The sequence below is a fragment of the Promicromonospora sp. NPDC060204 genome, from assembly GCF_042728455.1.
In the GTDB taxonomy this organism is placed as follows: Bacteria; Actinomycetota; Actinomycetes; order Actinomycetales; family Cellulomonadaceae; genus Promicromonospora.
The window spans coordinates 42,072-57,636 of sequence record NZ_JBHWZO010000007.1 but is presented as its reverse complement, the minus strand read 5'-3'; the positions used below and the strand labels follow the sequence as shown (position 1 = coordinate 57,636).

General features: G+C 69.9%; 14 protein-coding genes and 1 tRNA gene. 4 read left to right on the top strand and 11 right to left on the bottom strand.

All coding sequences use genetic code 11. The features are described 5' to 3' along the window. Positions 1–418: 418 nt before the first annotated feature. The 9 genes from fxlM to ACFWEJ_RS02030 all read right to left on the bottom strand — a co-directional run bounded on the left by fxlM (position 419) and on the right by ACFWEJ_RS02030 (position 8,150). The gene (fxlM, locus tag ACFWEJ_RS02070) at positions 419–1,666 is read right to left on the bottom strand and encodes a methyltransferase, FxLD system (RefSeq protein ID WP_377227539.1); all 1,248 of its coding nucleotides are present in this window, start codon (positions 1,664–1,666) and stop codon (positions 419–421) included. Between the two features lie 91 nt (positions 1,667–1,757). Beyond that, positions 1,758–2,432 (bottom strand): 2'-5' RNA ligase family protein, encoded by a 675-nt coding sequence (locus tag ACFWEJ_RS02065; RefSeq protein ID WP_377227538.1) that lies wholly within the window; start codon positions 2,430–2,432, stop codon positions 1,758–1,760. Beyond that, on the bottom strand, positions 2,419–3,684 hold the full coding sequence (locus tag ACFWEJ_RS02060) for a helix-turn-helix domain-containing protein (RefSeq protein ID WP_377227537.1): 1,266 nt from the start codon (positions 3,682–3,684) through the stop codon (positions 2,419–2,421). Before ACFWEJ_RS02060 ends, ACFWEJ_RS02065 begins: the two co-directional genes overlap by 14 nt. 186 nt (positions 3,685–3,870) lie before the next feature. Beyond that, positions 3,871–4,986 carry an HAD family hydrolase gene (locus tag ACFWEJ_RS02055; protein WP_377227536.1) on the bottom strand — a complete coding sequence of 372 codons (1,116 nt, stop codon included), beginning with the start codon at positions 4,984–4,986 and terminating at the stop codon, positions 3,871–3,873. After that, positions 4,983–5,330 carry a hypothetical protein gene (locus tag ACFWEJ_RS02050; RefSeq protein ID WP_377227535.1) on the bottom strand — a complete coding sequence of 116 codons (348 nt, stop codon included), beginning with the start codon at positions 5,328–5,330 and terminating at the stop codon, positions 4,983–4,985. The genes ACFWEJ_RS02055 and ACFWEJ_RS02050 overlap by 4 nt, the downstream gene beginning before the upstream one ends. Beyond that, on the bottom strand, positions 5,327–5,572 hold the full coding sequence (locus ACFWEJ_RS02045) for a hypothetical protein (protein WP_377227534.1): 246 nt from the start codon (positions 5,570–5,572) through the stop codon (positions 5,327–5,329). Before ACFWEJ_RS02045 ends, ACFWEJ_RS02050 begins: the two co-directional genes overlap by 4 nt. A 911-nt stretch (positions 5,573–6,483) precedes the next feature. Beyond that, the gene (locus tag ACFWEJ_RS02040; RefSeq protein ID WP_377227533.1) at positions 6,484–7,656 is read right to left on the bottom strand and encodes a tyrosine-type recombinase/integrase; all 1,173 of its coding nucleotides are present in this window, start codon (positions 7,654–7,656) and stop codon (positions 6,484–6,486) included. Next, positions 7,656–7,895 (bottom strand): helix-turn-helix transcriptional regulator, encoded by a 240-nt coding sequence (locus ACFWEJ_RS02035; RefSeq protein ID WP_377227532.1) that lies wholly within the window; start codon positions 7,893–7,895, stop codon positions 7,656–7,658. Before ACFWEJ_RS02035 ends, ACFWEJ_RS02040 begins: the two co-directional genes overlap by 1 nt. A gap of 181 nt (positions 7,896–8,076) precedes the next feature. Further along, positions 8,077–8,150 (bottom strand) — tRNA-Pro (locus tag ACFWEJ_RS02030). A 190-nt stretch (positions 8,151–8,340) separates the two neighbouring features. Here ACFWEJ_RS02030 and ACFWEJ_RS02025 point away from each other — a divergent pair. Then, positions 8,341–8,820, top strand: a complete 480-nt coding sequence (locus tag ACFWEJ_RS02025) for a hypothetical protein (RefSeq protein WP_377227531.1) — start codon at positions 8,341–8,343, stop codon at positions 8,818–8,820. A 24-nt stretch (positions 8,821–8,844) separates the two neighbouring features. Here ACFWEJ_RS02025 and ACFWEJ_RS02020 read toward each other — a convergent pair whose 3' ends face one another. Then, positions 8,845–9,753 (bottom strand): glycoside hydrolase, encoded by a 909-nt coding sequence (locus tag ACFWEJ_RS02020; protein WP_377227530.1) that lies wholly within the window; start codon positions 9,751–9,753, stop codon positions 8,845–8,847. 320 nt (positions 9,754–10,073) lie between these two features. Continuing rightward, on the bottom strand, positions 10,074–11,129 hold the full coding sequence (locus ACFWEJ_RS02015; RefSeq protein ID WP_377227529.1) for a LacI family DNA-binding transcriptional regulator: 1,056 nt from the start codon (positions 11,127–11,129) through the stop codon (positions 10,074–10,076). 206 nt (positions 11,130–11,335) lie between these two features. Here ACFWEJ_RS02015 and ACFWEJ_RS02010 point away from each other — a divergent pair, with 206 nt between their 5' ends. The 3 genes from ACFWEJ_RS02010 (at position 11,336) to ACFWEJ_RS02000 (ending at position 15,565) form a co-directional block, all read left to right on the top strand. After that, positions 11,336–13,270, top strand: coding sequence for a glycoside hydrolase family 127 protein (locus tag ACFWEJ_RS02010; protein ID WP_377227528.1), 1,935 nt, complete (start codon positions 11,336–11,338; stop codon positions 13,268–13,270). Positions 13,271–13,367: 97 nt separating this feature from the next. Next, complete coding sequence (locus ACFWEJ_RS02005; RefSeq protein WP_377227527.1) at positions 13,368–14,681, top strand: extracellular solute-binding protein; 1,314 nt, start codon at positions 13,368–13,370, stop codon at positions 14,679–14,681. After that, a complete protein-coding gene (locus ACFWEJ_RS02000; protein ID WP_377227526.1) occupies positions 14,678–15,565 on the top strand; it encodes a carbohydrate ABC transporter permease in 888 nt (295 codons plus the stop codon). The genes ACFWEJ_RS02005 and ACFWEJ_RS02000 overlap by 4 nt, the downstream gene beginning before the upstream one ends.

The following is a 15,565-nucleotide window of genomic DNA, read 5'->3' as shown; positions in this document are numbered from 1 at the left end:
GTCGCTCAGGCAATCGCACTATTCCCGTCAACCACGGGACTGCGACAACTACAGGTGTCCGAAGCCTCGAATGGAAACAGCATCCCCGATCAAGACGCACACATCGTTTGGCAGCTTACGGCGGCTTCCCGAAGCCTCTATTCCGCACTTAGGTCCAACGCGCCAGATCTGGAACTGAACCCCGGGATGACAACGGTGAATGTGGGCGCGGGGAGCGTTGATCTACATGTCGAGGTATCGGACCTTGTGCGTGAGAAATAGGCGGCCGACAGGGCCCTCGGTGCGACGCCAACTCAACCACTCCCGCCCCCCGTCTCGGGCACAAGAGTGGGCGAACGGACCCGGACCTAACCACCGCCCTGGAGACGGTAAGCCTGGGAGTTCGTGTCAAGACCCCAACACACCGTGGTTTGCCACGCTATGCCCCGATGGACGTCGCGGTCCTGACCGTGTTGACGACAAACACGTGGTCCACCTTGTCGACGACCAGCAGGGCCTCGTCCTCACTCGGAAGCGGCGGAGAAGTGGGCGCCCGTGCTTCGATCCGAACCTCGGCCCCGTCGCCCGCCCCTTCGTGCCACGCCCGTACCCGATCGGTGAGCCGACGCGCCAGGTCCGCGCCTTCAGGGCCGAACCCACAGGCTCCGACTCTCAGCATCGGCATCTCCTCGGTTCCTCCGACCTGCTGAGCGGTCATGTACGCGAGAGATCCTGCCGAGTAGATGCCCCACGCGCCCCAGGGATCCTTCGCACGTGGTACCCGGCCGGCGGCCACAGCCTCCGCGTTGACGAACACCCGGCTGAAGCCAGGCAGCGTCGCAAGCCAGAAGTCCTGCTGGGGCGTCCATGCCCACGGTGCTACGACATCGGTCCACACCAGCGCGGGCTCACTGTCCAGGGCTTCCAACAGTGCGCGTGCGACCGGCTGGGCGTCGTCGATCCGCAGGGTCACGTCCGGCCCCGGGCCGAGCGGGACGTTCTTCTCCGGCATGGCTCCGATGCCCTTCATCGGGATGAAGCCGTCCTCGACCACGGACACGCTCCGTAGCCCCGTCCCCTCTCGCTCGAACGCAACCACTCGGGTCAGGCCACGCAGCCGCAGCGGCAGTAGCAACCGACCACCTGGCGCGAGCTGCTCGACCCAGGCTGGTGCGACATCCCACGCCCCAGCGGTCACTAGGATCCGGTCGAACGGGCCGTCCTCGGCAGCGCCCAGCGTCCCGTCCCCGGTCACGACCCGCACCTGATCCGCGCCGTACGCGGTCAAGTGCATCCGCGCGGCGTCGGCGACATCGGCGTCGTACTCGATCGTGGTGACCGAACCTGACGGGCCAACCAAGTAGGCCAGGAGGGCTGCGTTGTACCCGGTCCCTGCACCGACCTCCAACACCCGCTGTCCGGGCCGGACCTGGGCTTGCTCCAGCATCCCGGCGACCGTACCCGGCGCGGACGCCGAGCTCGTCGGCACACCCTGCGCGTCCCGATGCGTGACCACGGCACCCGACCCGTAGGCCTCCGACAACGACACCTCCGGCACGAACACATGCCGAGGCACCGTCATCATCGCGTCCGCCACATCGGCGGCCAGCGGGCGATTCCACATGACCGCCATCCGGTCCAGCATCCCGGCTCGCAGGGTTACCTCGTCCTCACGTGTCTCATCCACGCGTCGAGGCTATGGCCCTCGCCAGCCCCCGGCACCGACCCAGGAGAGTTTGGAACGCAGGTGCTACCAGGATGCGACATCCATGGGCCGCTCAGCCTCGGCCGAGCGCGACCTCGGCGACTGTCTCCCACTCATACATCTGGTTGTCGCGGTTGAGGCGAATGAGCTGTGCGCCCTTGATCGGAACAGTGACCGGCTCGATGTCGCGCAGCGGCGCCACTCGTTCTCTCAAGGGGCCGGTCAGGACGTCGGCGTTGCTGTAGGCGATCGAGACGTGCGGGTGGAACTCGGCGTGCTCGGGAACCTCGTCCCAGACCTCGGCGATGCCTGACCGGATGCCGTCGCGCACAGCATTCACAGCGTCCCAGGGCCGCACCAGCAGACCGGTCGCTTCGTCGTCTGCCTGAATCGGACCGAGCGTCAGCTCAAATGCGGAGACCGCCGCCAGGCGCTCGGCTGCGGCGCGGGTGATGGCCTCAACATCGTCGTCGGAGACCTCATCGGTAAAGCCAAGTCCCTGCATCGTCAGGTGCAGCCACCGCTCTGGGATCAGATCCAAACCCTCAACGCCCGCCAGCCCTTCCTGCAGCCGGCCGACGAGCTCGTGCAGCGGTGCGGCCGTGGGGTCGTCGAATGTGAGGTGCCAGGTGTAGAACGAGCGGCCGACGGACCAGCCGGGGCGCCACCACCAGTGGTTGACCAGCCGTTCCAGCCGGCCGAACTCTTCCCAGCGAGCAGTGAAGCTGTCCAGCTCAGGTGTCGGCATGCACGCCCTCCTCGGTGGTGTGTCCAGCGACGAGGTCGCGGACGTCGCGGATCGCGGGCAGAGCCTCCCATGACGCAGCCGCCTGGACGAACTCTGCCACGCGCTGCTGCACAGGAAACGAACCGGACCCGCCAATCCGATAGGCGTCAGCGACCAGGCTCGCAGCACGTTCCACGTCGCCACCAGCCGGGTCAAGGAGTGCGGTAGCAACGTCGAGCCGCGTCATCGCCTGCGGTCCGGTGAAACCTTCGGTGTCGAATGTGTCCAGGGCTAGATTCGCGTACTGCTCGACGCGGCCTGCGTCTCCGAGCGCGAGATATGCGGTCGCGGCGTTGCCAGCGGCGCGGGGTTCGCAGTAGACGGTCGGGGTCAGGCTCGCCGTGAGCGGGGTTTCGGGGTCGGGATGCTCAGTGCGGATGGCCCAGGCGTTCCCGACGGCGTGGTCGACACCGACCTTGTCACCCATCCGCGCCAGCGCTCTGGCGCGTCCGTTGACGAACAGCCGGACCGCGTGCGGCCCGCGGGGAGCGCGAGCGAGACCGTCGTCTGCCAGCACGAGTGCCTCGCGGTAGTGGCCCGCGTAGTACTCGACGAGGCTCTGCGCGGCACGCGCCCAGGCCATCAGGTCGGGGTCTGCGGTGGCCTCGGCGAGGTCGAAGGCCTCCGCGGCATACGCCCGGGCTGAGGGAAGGTGTCCCTGGTCGAGGCTGAGTGCGGCCTGCGCACCTGACAAGTTCGCGGCGACAGCAAACAGGCGCGCGGCGGTGGCCGGTCGGTGTGGGGACCTCAGCAACGGGTGGAGGTGGGAACGCAGGTCACGTGCTTTGGCTTGGAGGTCAGTTGCCGGGACACGTTCGTCTTGCTCGATGATCCACTCGACGGCGGGCCGCAGGTAGTCGATCTTCCTTGAGCCCACGTCCAGCGAGGCCAGCCAGGATCGCCGTTCGGCAACGTCTAGCAACTCGTCGTCATCGAGCGGATAGAGAGCGTTCGTCGGGATACCGGGCGTCGGTGCGTGATCTGAGGTGGTCTGAGCACCGCGGAATGCCGGGGTCAGGAGCTTGGCGAGGTCGTCGAGGCTGACGGAGAGTGCATTGGCGAGTGCAGGCCGTACCCATGCGAGCGGCTCGACTTCGCCCAACTCCCAGCGGGTGATCGTCGTGCGCGCGACTCCGAGGCGCTCGGCGAGCGCTTCCTGGCTCAGTCCCTGCAGTCGGCGGCGCTCGGCCAGCCCGGTCCGTGGAGTGCGCACGAGGTTTCCCTCCCGATCGTGCAGCCTTCGACCTGGATCCCGATGGTACCGGGGGCCGAGGCTCGCGACGGGGAACCGGTTTGAGGCATGGCGCTGGCCGGGATCGTCAGGGGAAACGGTCCCGGCCAGCGGTCCGCCCGACGGTGGACGGACTCACATCCGGATCGGAGGTATCCGGACGTGAGTTCATCGCGGCCAGATCGGCAGCTCGAACAGCGCTGGCCCGTTCTCGGGCTCAGTTCGGGTCCAGCGGGCGCGCAGCCCCAAGTCCGTCGTCGAGTACGCGAGGCCCGCCTGGTCTGCCGCGTCCGTGAGGGCCAACATCGTGACGCCCATCGCTCCGGGGATCGGGGCATGACGGAGCCAGGCACGGGCGACGGCTGTGTGGACCTCTGCCCCGACGAGATCCGCACCCGGTCCGTGCCAGACCCGCAGCTTGGTCACGCCCGGTGCCGACTCCACTGCGACGGCGAGCTGCGCAGCGAGGTCGGAAAGGCCTGTCGTGTCGATGGGCGGCAGAAGTGAGTCGAGTGCCGTCGCGACGCCGTGCTCGTCGATGGTGCCGGTGACCTCGTCAGCCACACCCTGCACAACGGGCGGCGCGTGGCCCATGCTGATCCCGCGTCCAGCCCAGGCCAGAGCTTCGAGGTCGTTCTCGGAGTCCCCAACGGCCACCGTCGCCCCGGGCGAGATATCAAGCTTCTCGCGCAGGACTTCGAGTGCACTCGCCTTCGTGACACCCGGGCCGGTCACGTCCAGCCACGACGAACCAGCCCGGGTGACGGTAGCGCCCGTCTCACGCAGCAGGTCGAGTTGCCTCGCGACGCCGGGTGCGGCCACCGCAACGCGGGTGGCAGGACTGGAGCACAGGTCGGCGACGGAGGCGGTCTTCTGCTCGCCATTGACCTGGCCCGGCGCGAACGGCTCGTTCACGCGCCAGCCCCAACCCGGCTCCTCGACCGCGACTCGCGCAGCAGGTTCCAATTCCAGGACACGACGGATCACGGCCGTCGCGTCGAACAGCTCGGTGCGCACGAACCGGTACCCGCCCGGAGCCTCCACATCGAGGCGGACCGTCATTGCACCGTTCGAGCACACGACGTACCCATCGGTCAGGCCCAGACGATCTGCGACTGGCAGCACGCCCGCGAGAGACCTTCCGGTCGCGAGAACGATCTGAGGCCCCGCCGCGCGTGCCAACGCGATCGAACGATGAACAGTGGCGGCGATGGTGCCGTCGGACGACATGATCGTCCCATCGACATCAAGCGCCACGAGCATCCCGCGCACGACGCCGCTCATGACCGGCTCCCGAGGCCAGCCAGGACGTGGCCGTGGCGGGTGGTCGGGTGCGGGTCGCCCAGCAGGACGCACCGCATCCCGTCCTGCTCCAGCTCGTACGCCAACCGGGTGTACGCCTCAGCCAGCCGCGCCTCCGCTGGGACCACCACGACGTCGGCCCCGTGGGTGCGGGCGGCGTCGGTGACCTGGCTGATCGTGAGGCCGTCACGCGTGTCGTCCAGGATCTCCACCAAGGCCAGCCCTTCCGCCGACACGTAGGCAGTCACCTCGCGGCGCTGACGTTCGACCTCTGCCGTGTCCCGTGCGGCGACGTAGCCCAGCGCGACCGGACGCGGCCCGGTCATCGGACTGCCCCCGCCAGCGAGCGGACATGGCACTCCAGCCCGGCAACCGTCCCGGACCAGTCCGCCACAGTCGGGGTCGCCAAGTGCTGGACGAGGCCCTCGGTCAGGCCGAGCTCACGAGCGATCAGCGCACCGTCGGACAACCGGGATGGTTCGATCCGCACCGATCCTTGCAGGATCGTCAGGCCGGCGACGCGCTCTTCGCCGAGCGCGTCCAGGGTCTCGATGAGGGCGACGAACATGCCGTGCAACTCGCCTGCTGGGGGTCTGCTCTGGGCCTGCATGGCTCACGCTCCGGGTCTGGTCCGAGCCCGCTGGAACACGGACTCTCCTACCTTTCCCATCGAACCCAACGCACTAACCCGTCAGTAGCGCACTAGGGACGCGGTCACGACGCACCCTTGCCGCACCAGTAGGCGCTGCGAGTTGGTGCGCGCATCTGACCTGCACTGATATGTGCGCACACCTTGGTGTGCGCACGACTTGGTGTGCGCAGAGTGCGCGCTCGTTCGTCATCCTCGACGTATGGATGTGGATCCGCGCGCAGACGGCACGCTGGAGGCCGGCGACTGGAGTCCGCTGGCCAAGCTGCGGGGCCATGCCCACGAGTTGGGGGACATGCGTTCACCCTGTTCGCCACCATGTCCCCCACGTGGAACGTGCCTGCGGGAGCTGCGTGGGGGACGTCGACGAGTACCTCGACAGGTACAGGTGACGTGCACAATCGCGAGCATGGGGCAGGTAGGTGCAGGTGTATGCGGGCTAACTCGGACATGCGCGGTGGTGGCAAATTGCCACCACCGCGCCACCTGCCCGTTCGCAACGACGTGCCGCGCGGTCAGAGCTGGGCTGCCGCCAGCCTCGGGGCTAATCCGGACATCCGCGGTGGTGCCAATTTGGCACCACCGCGTGACCTGGGGCTCTACCGAACCACCGACGCGCCACTGGGCCGTTCCGGGCCTGGAGAACGAACCGGACAACAATGGTTCTGCCAAATTGGCAGAACCATACGACCTGGGCAGACGCTCCGAGCCCCTTCGCCCTCGACTGACCCGCGAGAGACAAACCGGAAAAGTACGGTCCCGCCAAATTGGCGGGACCGTACGAACTGCGCAAACGCTCCGGCGTCAATCGCGCGTCACGCAGACGGGTCCTACACCGCCCTTGGCGCGAGCGACTCCAGGATCTCGGCTGTCGCCTCGTTCACGGCATCAGCCCGGGCGATGTAGTGCTTCTTGGTGATCACGGTCGAGGTGTGACCGAGCATCTCGGCCGCAAGCTCCGCGCCTGCTTCCTTTTCGAGCGTGGTGGCGACGGTCCGGCGGAACGCGTGAGGCGTCACCCGGTCGAGCCCTGCCTCTTTGAGCGCGGCTCGCAATGTGCGCCGCACATTGTTCGGCGACAGTGGGGTGCCGTTGCGAGAGAAAAAGATCAACTGCTCGGGGTCAGCGGGTATCTCGGCGAGCCGCTTGCGAATGACGTCCGCCGTGAAGCCCGGCACCGTCACCTTCCGGCTCGACTCCGAAGTCTTCGGATGGTCCTGCCGGAACTGCGGCCGGTTCATCGGCGTGATGATCGTCCCGTCCAGATGAACGGTCATTCGCTTGCCCGTGTCGTCGATGTCGCGCCGACGGATCGCGAGTGCTTCGCCGATGCGGCCGGACGTGCCGATCATGACCTCGATGACGGCCTCGACCTGGCCGTCAGGCTTGGGCCCCGGACGCTCGGCAGCTGACCATGCCCGGACGGCTGCTCGTACCGCCTCGAGCTCCTCGATCGTCAGTGCATCGACCGTCTTCTTGGGCTTCCGAAGCCGCTGCACACTGCGAACCGGGTTGCGCTCGATCGCCTCGTACCGGACTGCGAGTCCCAGGGCGAGGTTGAGCACGACCTTGGCGTGCTGAGCCTTGGACAGGCTCTCCTTCGCCAGCTTCTTGAGGAAGCGGTCGACCATCATGATCGAGATCTCACGCAGCGTGTAGTCCTTGAAGGCAGGCAGGACCAACGTGCGCATGTCGCGGGCGTACAGCTCACGGGTGCTGAAGGCCAGCTCCTGGAGGTCCAGGTCTTCGAGCCAGATCTCGACCAGGCGCTTGAACGTGCTGTCGCCGCTCAGATCTGTCGAGCCGGATGCGATGCGGCTGCGTCGGGCCAGTACCGCCTTGAGGTTGTGCTCGGCCTGCTTGCGGGTGCTGCCGGTGGCCTGGACCGGGCGCAACCGGCCGTCGTAGTCGCGGAACCGCGTGTGGGCGGTCACCGTCGTGGTCGTCTCGGAAGCGAAGCTGATCTGACCGAACGTGCCGATCGGGGTGCGAGGGCGGGCCATCACCGCTCACCGCCTTCGGCGGCGCCCCGGCCGGGCGCGATCTCCCGGCGTCCGGCGAGCCATGCCTGGACGTCCGAGGCGTAGAACTTCACGTGCTTGCCCAGGAGCACACCGCGAGGGCCCCTGCCCGCGGTGCGCCAGGCGTAGATCGTGCGTACCGGCAGACCGAGATAGTCCGCGAGCTCGTCGATACTCAGGAGCGGGTCCAGCCCCCGCTCGGGCGTCTGCTGTGTCTCCATGACTCTCAGGTGCGCGCGGAGCACCTGGAGAACGGGCAAGGACCGGAGGCGACCGTCACGCTCTGCGAACCGTGTCGCAGGACGGGTCTCCAGGACACCAAAGTGTCGGGTTTTTGTCGGGGAGTTCAAATCTCGGGTCCGTTCTGTCCTGGCGAACCAGAGGCTCACCAGGACAGATGTGTCGGGGTGACAGGATTTGAACCTGCGACCCTCTGCTCCCAAAGCAGATGCGCTACCAAGCTGCGCTACACCCCGTGGGTCCGCGTCGGCCCGAGGTCTCCGGGCCGGACCGGGAGACTCCCGGTAGGACGCCCCGAGTGTATCCGATCGGCACGTCCGGCGGCCTGGTGTTTCCGGGCCGCGAGCAGCGAAGTAATCCTTTGAACTTCCCTCGGCACCCCTGCCATGGTCGATACGACACCACACGTATCGGGAGGGACCGAGCATGCTCCGGCAGCGGACGGCGACGCTCACCCTCCCGCGGGTCCTCGGGCTCACGCTCGCGATCGCGGCCGCGCTCACGGTGGGCCTCGGGGCCTGCGCCGGGAACGGCGCCGTCCCGCCGCCGGAGGGCACGCCGCGCTCGATCGTCGTCGAGAGCTTTCCCGCCGAGTCGGCCGACGAGTCGCCGCCGGGGCCGCCCGTCGAGGGCATGACCAACGCGATCGTCGACGCCACGGTCCGGCCCGCGCGCCTCACCGTGACGATGTGGGGCACCCCCGGCTGCATGCCCTATCCCGTGGCGGTCGTCTGGTACGACCCCTGGACGGTGCACGTCACGACCGAGCCCAGCGACGAGACCCGGTGCACCGCCGAGCACCTGGCGGTGAGCCAGGTCGTGGTCCTGCCGGTGGACCACCCCGCCGACGAGGTGCGGGCCGTCCGGGTCGACGACGCCTCGGTCGCCTTCGCGTTCCGGCAGTAGCCGCTCCCACCAGCCGTGCCGGCACTAGCCCGCGCGCAGCGCGGGGCGCCCGTCCGTCCAGACGATCTCGACGCCCGCCAGCAGGTTGGTGCGCCCGCTGGTGTCGTTGCCCTGGAAGAACAGGTAGGTGCGGCCGTCGTCGTCGGTCAGGACCCCGGGGTGCCCGCTCTCCGACGAGTTCCAGGTGCCCGGCGCGCCGTTCGGGAGGAACGGCTCGGTGACGCCGCGCGTCCACGTGACGCCGTCCTCGCTGGTGGCCCAGCCGATCTGCTGCGGCTTGTTGTTGTACGCGCCCGCGTAGAACATGACCAGCGGGCCGCTCGGGTCGCCGCCCGCCCGGACGAAGGCCGGCGCCTCGATGCACTCGCCCTCCCAGTCGAGCTCGGGCCGCAGCGCCGGGGCGTCCAGGCTCAGGTCGCGCCAGGCGTCCTTGCCGAATCCGCTGTCGAGCGACGCCTCCGCCACCCCCACGATCTGCTCCCGCATCTCCGGGTCACGGGTGGCGTAGGCCAGCAGCAGCCGGTCGCCGTCGACGATCACGTCGGCATCGATCGCGCGGCCGCAGTTCCATTCGCCCTGCGGCCGGAACACCGGGTTGGTCGCATTGCGCTCGAACGTCACGCCGTCGGTCGACGTGGCGTGGCAGATCGAGTCCCGCGGCCCGGTGCCGTAGCTCTGGTAGAAGAGGTGCAGCACGTTCCCGATGACGACGGCGCCGGGCGCGGCCAGACCCTGGGCGTCGTAGTCGCCGCCCGGGCCCAGCCGTCCCACCAGCTCCCACGAGCGCAGGTCGTGGCTCTCGGCGATGCCGACGCACAGGTCCCGCTCCGTGCCGGGCTCCGTGGGCGGCAACGTGAAGTACATGAGGTAGCAGCCCTGGAACCGCACGACCGACGGGTCCTTGGCCCACAGGCTGCCGTCCGCGCGGGCCACGGCCCACGGTTCTCCGAGCAGTGGGGCTGACCCCACGACCGGCCCGCCCCTGGCCGCACCGGGTGAGGTCGAGGTCGACGACTGCGTCATGGCGATAGCTCTCCTGAGGCTCGGCATCCCGGACCGTCCCGGGTCCGGGCGGAATTTACAGCGCTGGAATTCTCGAGACAAGGTCGTCGAGGCGCGGCCCGCCGAGCTCAGCACTGGGGCACCTCCCGGCACCTCCCCTTTGAGGCCCGGGTTTCTTGTCTTTGCGGGTTCCGAAAAACGAGAAACCCGGGCCTCAAAGAGGAGGGGGCCGACGACGCCGCCGCCCGCCCCTACCCGTCCCCGAGCGTCGACGCGCGCGCCACCAGCCGCGGCGCCAGCCGCTCCACGCCGCGCGCCGGCTCCCCCTCGATCGCCGCGATCAGCAGTTCCGCCGCGCGCTGACCGAGCCGTTCGAGCTGCATGTCCACCGTGGTCAGGGGCGGGCGGCTGGCCAGCGACATGACCTCCCAGTCGTCGTATCCGGTCACCGCGACGTCGTCGGGCACGCGCACCCCGAGCTCCCGCAGCCGGTCGCACCCGCCCCGCGCGAGCTGGTCGGACGCGAACACGATCGCGTCCACGGGCAACCCGTCGTCCGACCCACCACGGCCCGACCCGCCGGAGCCGACCGAACGCCCCGCCCCGCCCAGGACCAGGTCGACGGCGCGCCGGCCCCACTGCTCCGACCAGTCGCCGTACAACGGCGAGCCCACCAGCTCCAGGCCGCGCGCCGTCAGCTCCGTCGCCAGCGTCTCGTACCGCACCAGCGACGCCGCCTGCTCGGCGCGCCCGCCCACGTACGCGATCCGACGCCGCCCGAGCCCGGCCAGGTGCTCGACGAGCAGCCGCATGCCGAGCGCGTCGTCGGGCACCACGGAGGCGTCCTCGGGGTCGGACGACGGCGCGAACGCGTAGACCACCGGCATCGGCACCCGGATTGGCTCGCGCGGCTCGGTGGTGCGGCCGGTCACGATGATCCCGTCGACCCGCCGGGCCACGAGCGCGCGCACGTGGTGCTGCTCGCGCACCGGGTCGTGGCGGGCCGTCGCCAGCAGCGCCGACAGCTCCCCGCCCACCAGCGCGTTCTCCGCGCCGAGCACCACCGGCAGCGAGAACCGGCCGGCCGAGTCGGTGCTCAGCAGGCCCACCGTGAAGCTGCGCCGCGCCGACAGCGAGCGCGCGGTCGCGTCGGGCACGAAGCCGAGCCGCTCGGCCGCCTCCCGCACCCGCGCGCGGGTGCTCTCCCGCAGCGAGCCGGTGTCGTTGAGCGCCTTGGACACCGTGCTCGGCGAGACGCCCGCGAGCGCCGCGACGTCCGTGATCCGTACGACCGCTCCCCGGTCCATCCGCACCGCCCCTTCTCCGAACGATTTTCCTTCCGCATTTTCCGCCGAACCCGGCGGACATCAGCGGAACGCAGCGTCATCGTACCTCCCCTCCCAGATCAGAGCCCAGTTTTCGGCGAGTTTCGCCCAGACCTTTGACGCCGCCAACGCCGGTCCCTACGATCAGGAAATCGGATTCCTAATTTCCGTCCCGGAGGAGAGCATCGATGACGACCCCGACGCCCAGCCGTACGACGAGCGGACCGGCCGCCCCCACGAGCGATGCCCGGGTGCTGCTGCGGCCCCTCGCTCCCGGACATGTCACCGTGGACGGCGGGCTGTGGCGCCGCACCGCCGACGTCAACCGTGCGGCCGCCATCCCGGGCGGGCTGGAGCAGCTCGCCAAGGCCGGCAACCTGCGCAACCTGGAGATCGCCGCGGGTGTGGCGGACGGCGAGGCGATCGGCCCGATCTTCGCCGACTCGGACGTGCACAAGTGGCTGGAGGCCGCCGCCTGGGAGTACGCCCGTGAGCCCGACGAGCAGCTCCTGGCCGACCAGCTCCACGTCACGAGCCTGCTCGCCGCGGCCCAGGCCGACGACGGCTATCTCGACTCCGTGCCGGCCCTGCGGAACGTGCCGCGCTACAGCGACCTGCCGTGGAGCCACGAGCTGTACTGCGCCGGGCACCTGTTCCAGGCCGCCGTCGCGCAGGTGCGCGGCACCGGCCACCGCGAGCTGCTCGACGTCGCGATCAAGCTCGCCGACCACCTCGTGGCCACGTTCGGCGACGGCCCGGACCAGCTCCGCGAGGTCGACGGCCACCCGGTGATCGAGATGGCCCTGGTCGAGCTCTACCGCGAGACCGGCATGCGCGCCTACCTAGACCTGGCGAGCTGGTTCGTCGAGGCCCGCGGCACCGGCATCATCGAGGCGCACGGCAAGCAGCCCACTTACTTCTCCGACCGGGTCAAGGTCCGCGAGGCCACCACGGTGGAGGGCCACGCCGTCCGCGCCGTCTACCTGGGCGCCGGCGCGGCCGACGTCGCCATCGAGACCGGCGACGCCGAGCTGCTCGCCGCCCTCGACACCCAGTACCGCGCCATGGAGCGCGGCAAGCAGTACCTGACCGGCGGCCTCGGCGCGCGCTGGGAGGGCGAGGCGTTCGGCGACCCGTACGAGCTGCCGACCGACCGCGGGTACGCCGAGACCTGCGCGGCGATCGGCGGCGTGCAGTGGGCGTGGCGCATGCTGCTCGCGACGGGCGAGGCCCGCTACGCCGACCAGATCGAGCGCATGCTGCTCAACGGTTTCCTCGCGGGCGTCTCCCTGAGCGGCACCGAGTACTTCTACGTGAACCCGCTGCAGCTCCGCAGCGACGCGCACGCCGAGGAGGACCGCAGCCCCGCGCACGGCCGCCGCGGCTGGTTCGACTGCGCGTGCTGCCCGCCCAACATCATGCGCACCGTCTCCAGCTTCACCGGTTACGTGGCGACGGCGGACGGCCCGGGCCTCCAGCTCCACCAGTACGCGCCGGGCACCGTCACCGTCCCGCTCGACGGCGGCACGCTGCGCCTGCGCGTCGAGACCCGCTACCCGGACGAGGGCAGCATCGCGCTGCACGTCGAGGAGGCGCCCGACGGCGAGGTGTCCCTCGCCCTGCGCGTCCCCGCCTGGGCCGACGGCGCCACGCTCGACGGCGCCCCCGTGACCGCCGGCACCTACGCCCGCGTGACCCGCCGGTTCGCCGCGGGCGACACGGTGCTGCTCGACCTGCCGATGACGCCCCGGCTCACCACGGCCGACCCCCGGGTGGACGCCGTGCGCGGCGCCGTCGCCATCGAGCGCGGGCCCCTGGTCTACGCCCTGGAGCAGCCCGACCAGGAGGCCGGCACCGTGGTCGACGACCTGCGGATCGACGTCGCCGGCGCGCTGTCCGACGAGTTCCGCCCGGAGCTCCTGGGCGGCGTGACGGTGGTCCGCGCGAGCGGCGCCGTCGTCCCTGGGCCGGACGTCGACGCGACGTCGCCGTACGGACCGGCTCCGGCGGCGTCGGCGACGTCGTCCGACCCCGTGCGCGACGTGACCCTGACCGCGATCCCCTACTACGCGTGGGCCAACCGCGGCCCGCAGCCGATGCGGGTCTGGGTCCCGACCCGCTGACCCCACGTCCCAGGGGGCCGGGCCGGTCCCGGCCCCCTGGGCAGACACGACCCGAGTACGTCTCACCCTGCGTAACGATGCGTAAGGAAGGAGAGCGATGGAGCTCACCAGACGCCAGCTGCTCACGCTGGCCGGTTCGGCGACGGTCGCCGCCGCGCTGGCCGGCTGCGGCGGCACGCTGCGGCCGCCGGACGTCGAGGCCGCGGGCTTCGGCGAGAACGCCACGGGCACGCTCAACCTGTGGTGCCGGTCCGACACCGTCAACGGCACCCAGGCCGTCGTCGACGCGTTCCACAAGGCCCAGAACCGGATCCGCGTGCGGGTCACGCCCATCCAGAACGGGCAGTACGTGACCAAGCTCGCCACGGCGATCCGTGGCGGACGGGTGCCCGACGTCATCGACATCGACGACATCTACTCGACCCTGTTCGCCTACCGCGGCGCGTTCACCGATCTGACGCCGCTCATCGAGGACCTGGGCATCGGCGACGCGCTGAGCCCGGGACACCTCGCCCTCAGCACCAAGGACGGGCGGAACTACGGCCTGCCGTTCATCGGCGACTTCTCGGTGCTGTTCTGCAACACCGAGCTGTTCGAGCGCGCGGGCCTGTCCGTGGAGGAGCACACCCGCGACTTCGACGGCATCCTGGAGGCCGCCCGCGCGATCACCGCGCTCGACGACGACCTCTACGGCTGGTCGTTCCCCGGCAACTCCTCGGGCGCGCTCGGCTTCACCGTCCAGCCGCACGTCTGGGCGACCGACCGCGACCTCATCACGGGCGACGTCGGCGACCAGCGCGGCGACGTCGTCGGCAACGACGCGCTGCGCCGCACGCTGGAGCTCGAACACACGCTGTGGGCGGAGCAGCTCGTGCCGCCAGGCAGCTTCTCCGACGACGCGTCGCGCTGGTCCGCCGACTACGTCGCCGGCCGGCTCGGCATGTTCCCCGCGGGGTTCGGCGTCGTGGTGCCCAACGCCGACCAGGCGCTGCTGGACCGCACCCAGGTGGTGCTGCTGCCCGGGCCCGACGGCGGCCGCGCCTTCTTCGACGGCGGGGACAACCTCTGCATGCTCAACGGCGCGAAGAACCCCTCGGCGGCCTGGGAGTTCATGAAGTTCGCCGTGGCCGTGGAGCAGCAGACCCGGATGCCGGAGGGCTTCTACTCCCCCGTGCGGTCCGACGTCGTCACGCCGGAGTTCGCGCGGGAGAACCCGTTCGTGCTGCCGCCGCTGGAGTCCCTCGACCGGGGCTACGCCCCGACCACGCTCGCCTACAACCTGATCTACAACCAGCAGGACGGACCGTGGCTGCGCATGTTCCGTTCCGCCGTCTTCGACGGGGAGGTCGATGCCGCCATGCAGGAGGCCCAGACCACGTACGACCGCATCCTGCGGCAGGCGCAGGCATGAGCGCGCGCAGGTACGGGACCCTCACGCACCCGAGCCGCACCGGGCTCGCGCTCGTCACGCCGGCGGTCGCGCTGGTGGTGGTGTTCGTGTTCGTGCCGCTGGTCGTGGCGGTCTACATCTCGCTGACCAACTTCCCGCTGATCGGGCCGTACCGGTTCACCGGGCTCGACAACTACGCCCTGGTGCTCACCGACCCGACGTTCTGGAGTGCGCTGGGCTACACGCTGATCTACACGGCGATCGTCACGCTGCCCATCTTGCTGCTCGGGTACGGACTGGCGGTGCTGGTGCGGTCCAACCGGCGGGGCGCCACGCTGCTGCGCACCATCTTCTTCGTCCCGTTCGTGATCGGGCTGACGACGCTCAGCTTCCTCATGCTGCTGGAGGCGCAGCCGAACAGCGGCCTGGTCAACGTAGTGCTCAAGGCGCTCGGGATCACGGACGGGACGACGGCGTGGCTCGTCGACGGGCCGCTCGCGACCGGGCTGCTGTGCGTCATGGTGGTCTGGGGCGTGTCCGGGCTGACGATGGTGCTGCTCATGTCCGGCATGCAGGGCATCCCGCGCGAGGTCTACGAGTCGGCGGAGATCGACGGCGCCTCGTGGTGGCAGCGGGAGCTGCAGATCACGGTGCCGATGCTGCGCCGGACCATCGCGATGACCGTGATCCTGTCGGTCATCGGCTCGTTCCTCGCGTTCACGCAGTTCTACATCCTGACCCAGGGCGGGCCGGGATCCGAGACCACGACGATCGTCATGGCCATCTACCGCCGCGCGTTCGTCCAGCTCCAGCTCGGCGCGGCGACCGCCATGTCGCTCGTGCTGGTCGTCATCACCGGTCTGGTCACCGCGGCCCAGTTCTGGCTGCTGCGGGAGAGGAGCTGA

Excerpts from the sequence above, each read along its gene's own strand:
- ACFWEJ_RS02010 (WP_377227528.1), top strand. The coding sequence starts at position 11,336 with ATGACGACCCCGACGCCCAGCCGTACGACGAGCGGACCGGCCGCCCCC.
- ACFWEJ_RS02035 (WP_377227532.1), bottom strand. The coding sequence starts at position 7,895 with ATGGAGACACAGCAGACGCCCGAGCGGGGGCTGGACCCGCTCCTGAGT.
- ACFWEJ_RS02045 (WP_377227534.1), bottom strand. The coding sequence starts at position 5,572 with ATGTTCGTCGCCCTCATCGAGACCCTGGACGCGCTCGGCGAAGAGCGC.
- ACFWEJ_RS02000 (WP_377227526.1), top strand. The coding sequence starts at position 14,678 with ATGAGCGCGCGCAGGTACGGGACCCTCACGCACCCGAGCCGCACCGGG.
- ACFWEJ_RS02040 (WP_377227533.1), bottom strand. The coding sequence starts at position 7,656 with ATGGCCCGCCCTCGCACCCCGATCGGCACGTTCGGTCAGATCAGCTTC.
- ACFWEJ_RS02050 (WP_377227535.1), bottom strand. The coding sequence starts at position 5,330 with ATGACCGGGCCGCGTCCGGTCGCGCTGGGCTACGTCGCCGCACGGGAC.
- ACFWEJ_RS02005 (WP_377227527.1), top strand. The coding sequence starts at position 13,368 with ATGGAGCTCACCAGACGCCAGCTGCTCACGCTGGCCGGTTCGGCGACG.
- ACFWEJ_RS02015 (WP_377227529.1), bottom strand. The coding sequence starts at position 11,129 with ATGGACCGGGGAGCGGTCGTACGGATCACGGACGTCGCGGCGCTCGCG.
- ACFWEJ_RS02065 (WP_377227538.1), bottom strand. The coding sequence starts at position 2,432 with ATGCCGACACCTGAGCTGGACAGCTTCACTGCTCGCTGGGAAGAGTTC.
- ACFWEJ_RS02025 (WP_377227531.1), top strand. The coding sequence starts at position 8,341 with ATGCTCCGGCAGCGGACGGCGACGCTCACCCTCCCGCGGGTCCTCGGG.
- ACFWEJ_RS02055 (WP_377227536.1), bottom strand. The coding sequence starts at position 4,986 with ATGAGCGGCGTCGTGCGCGGGATGCTCGTGGCGCTTGATGTCGATGGG.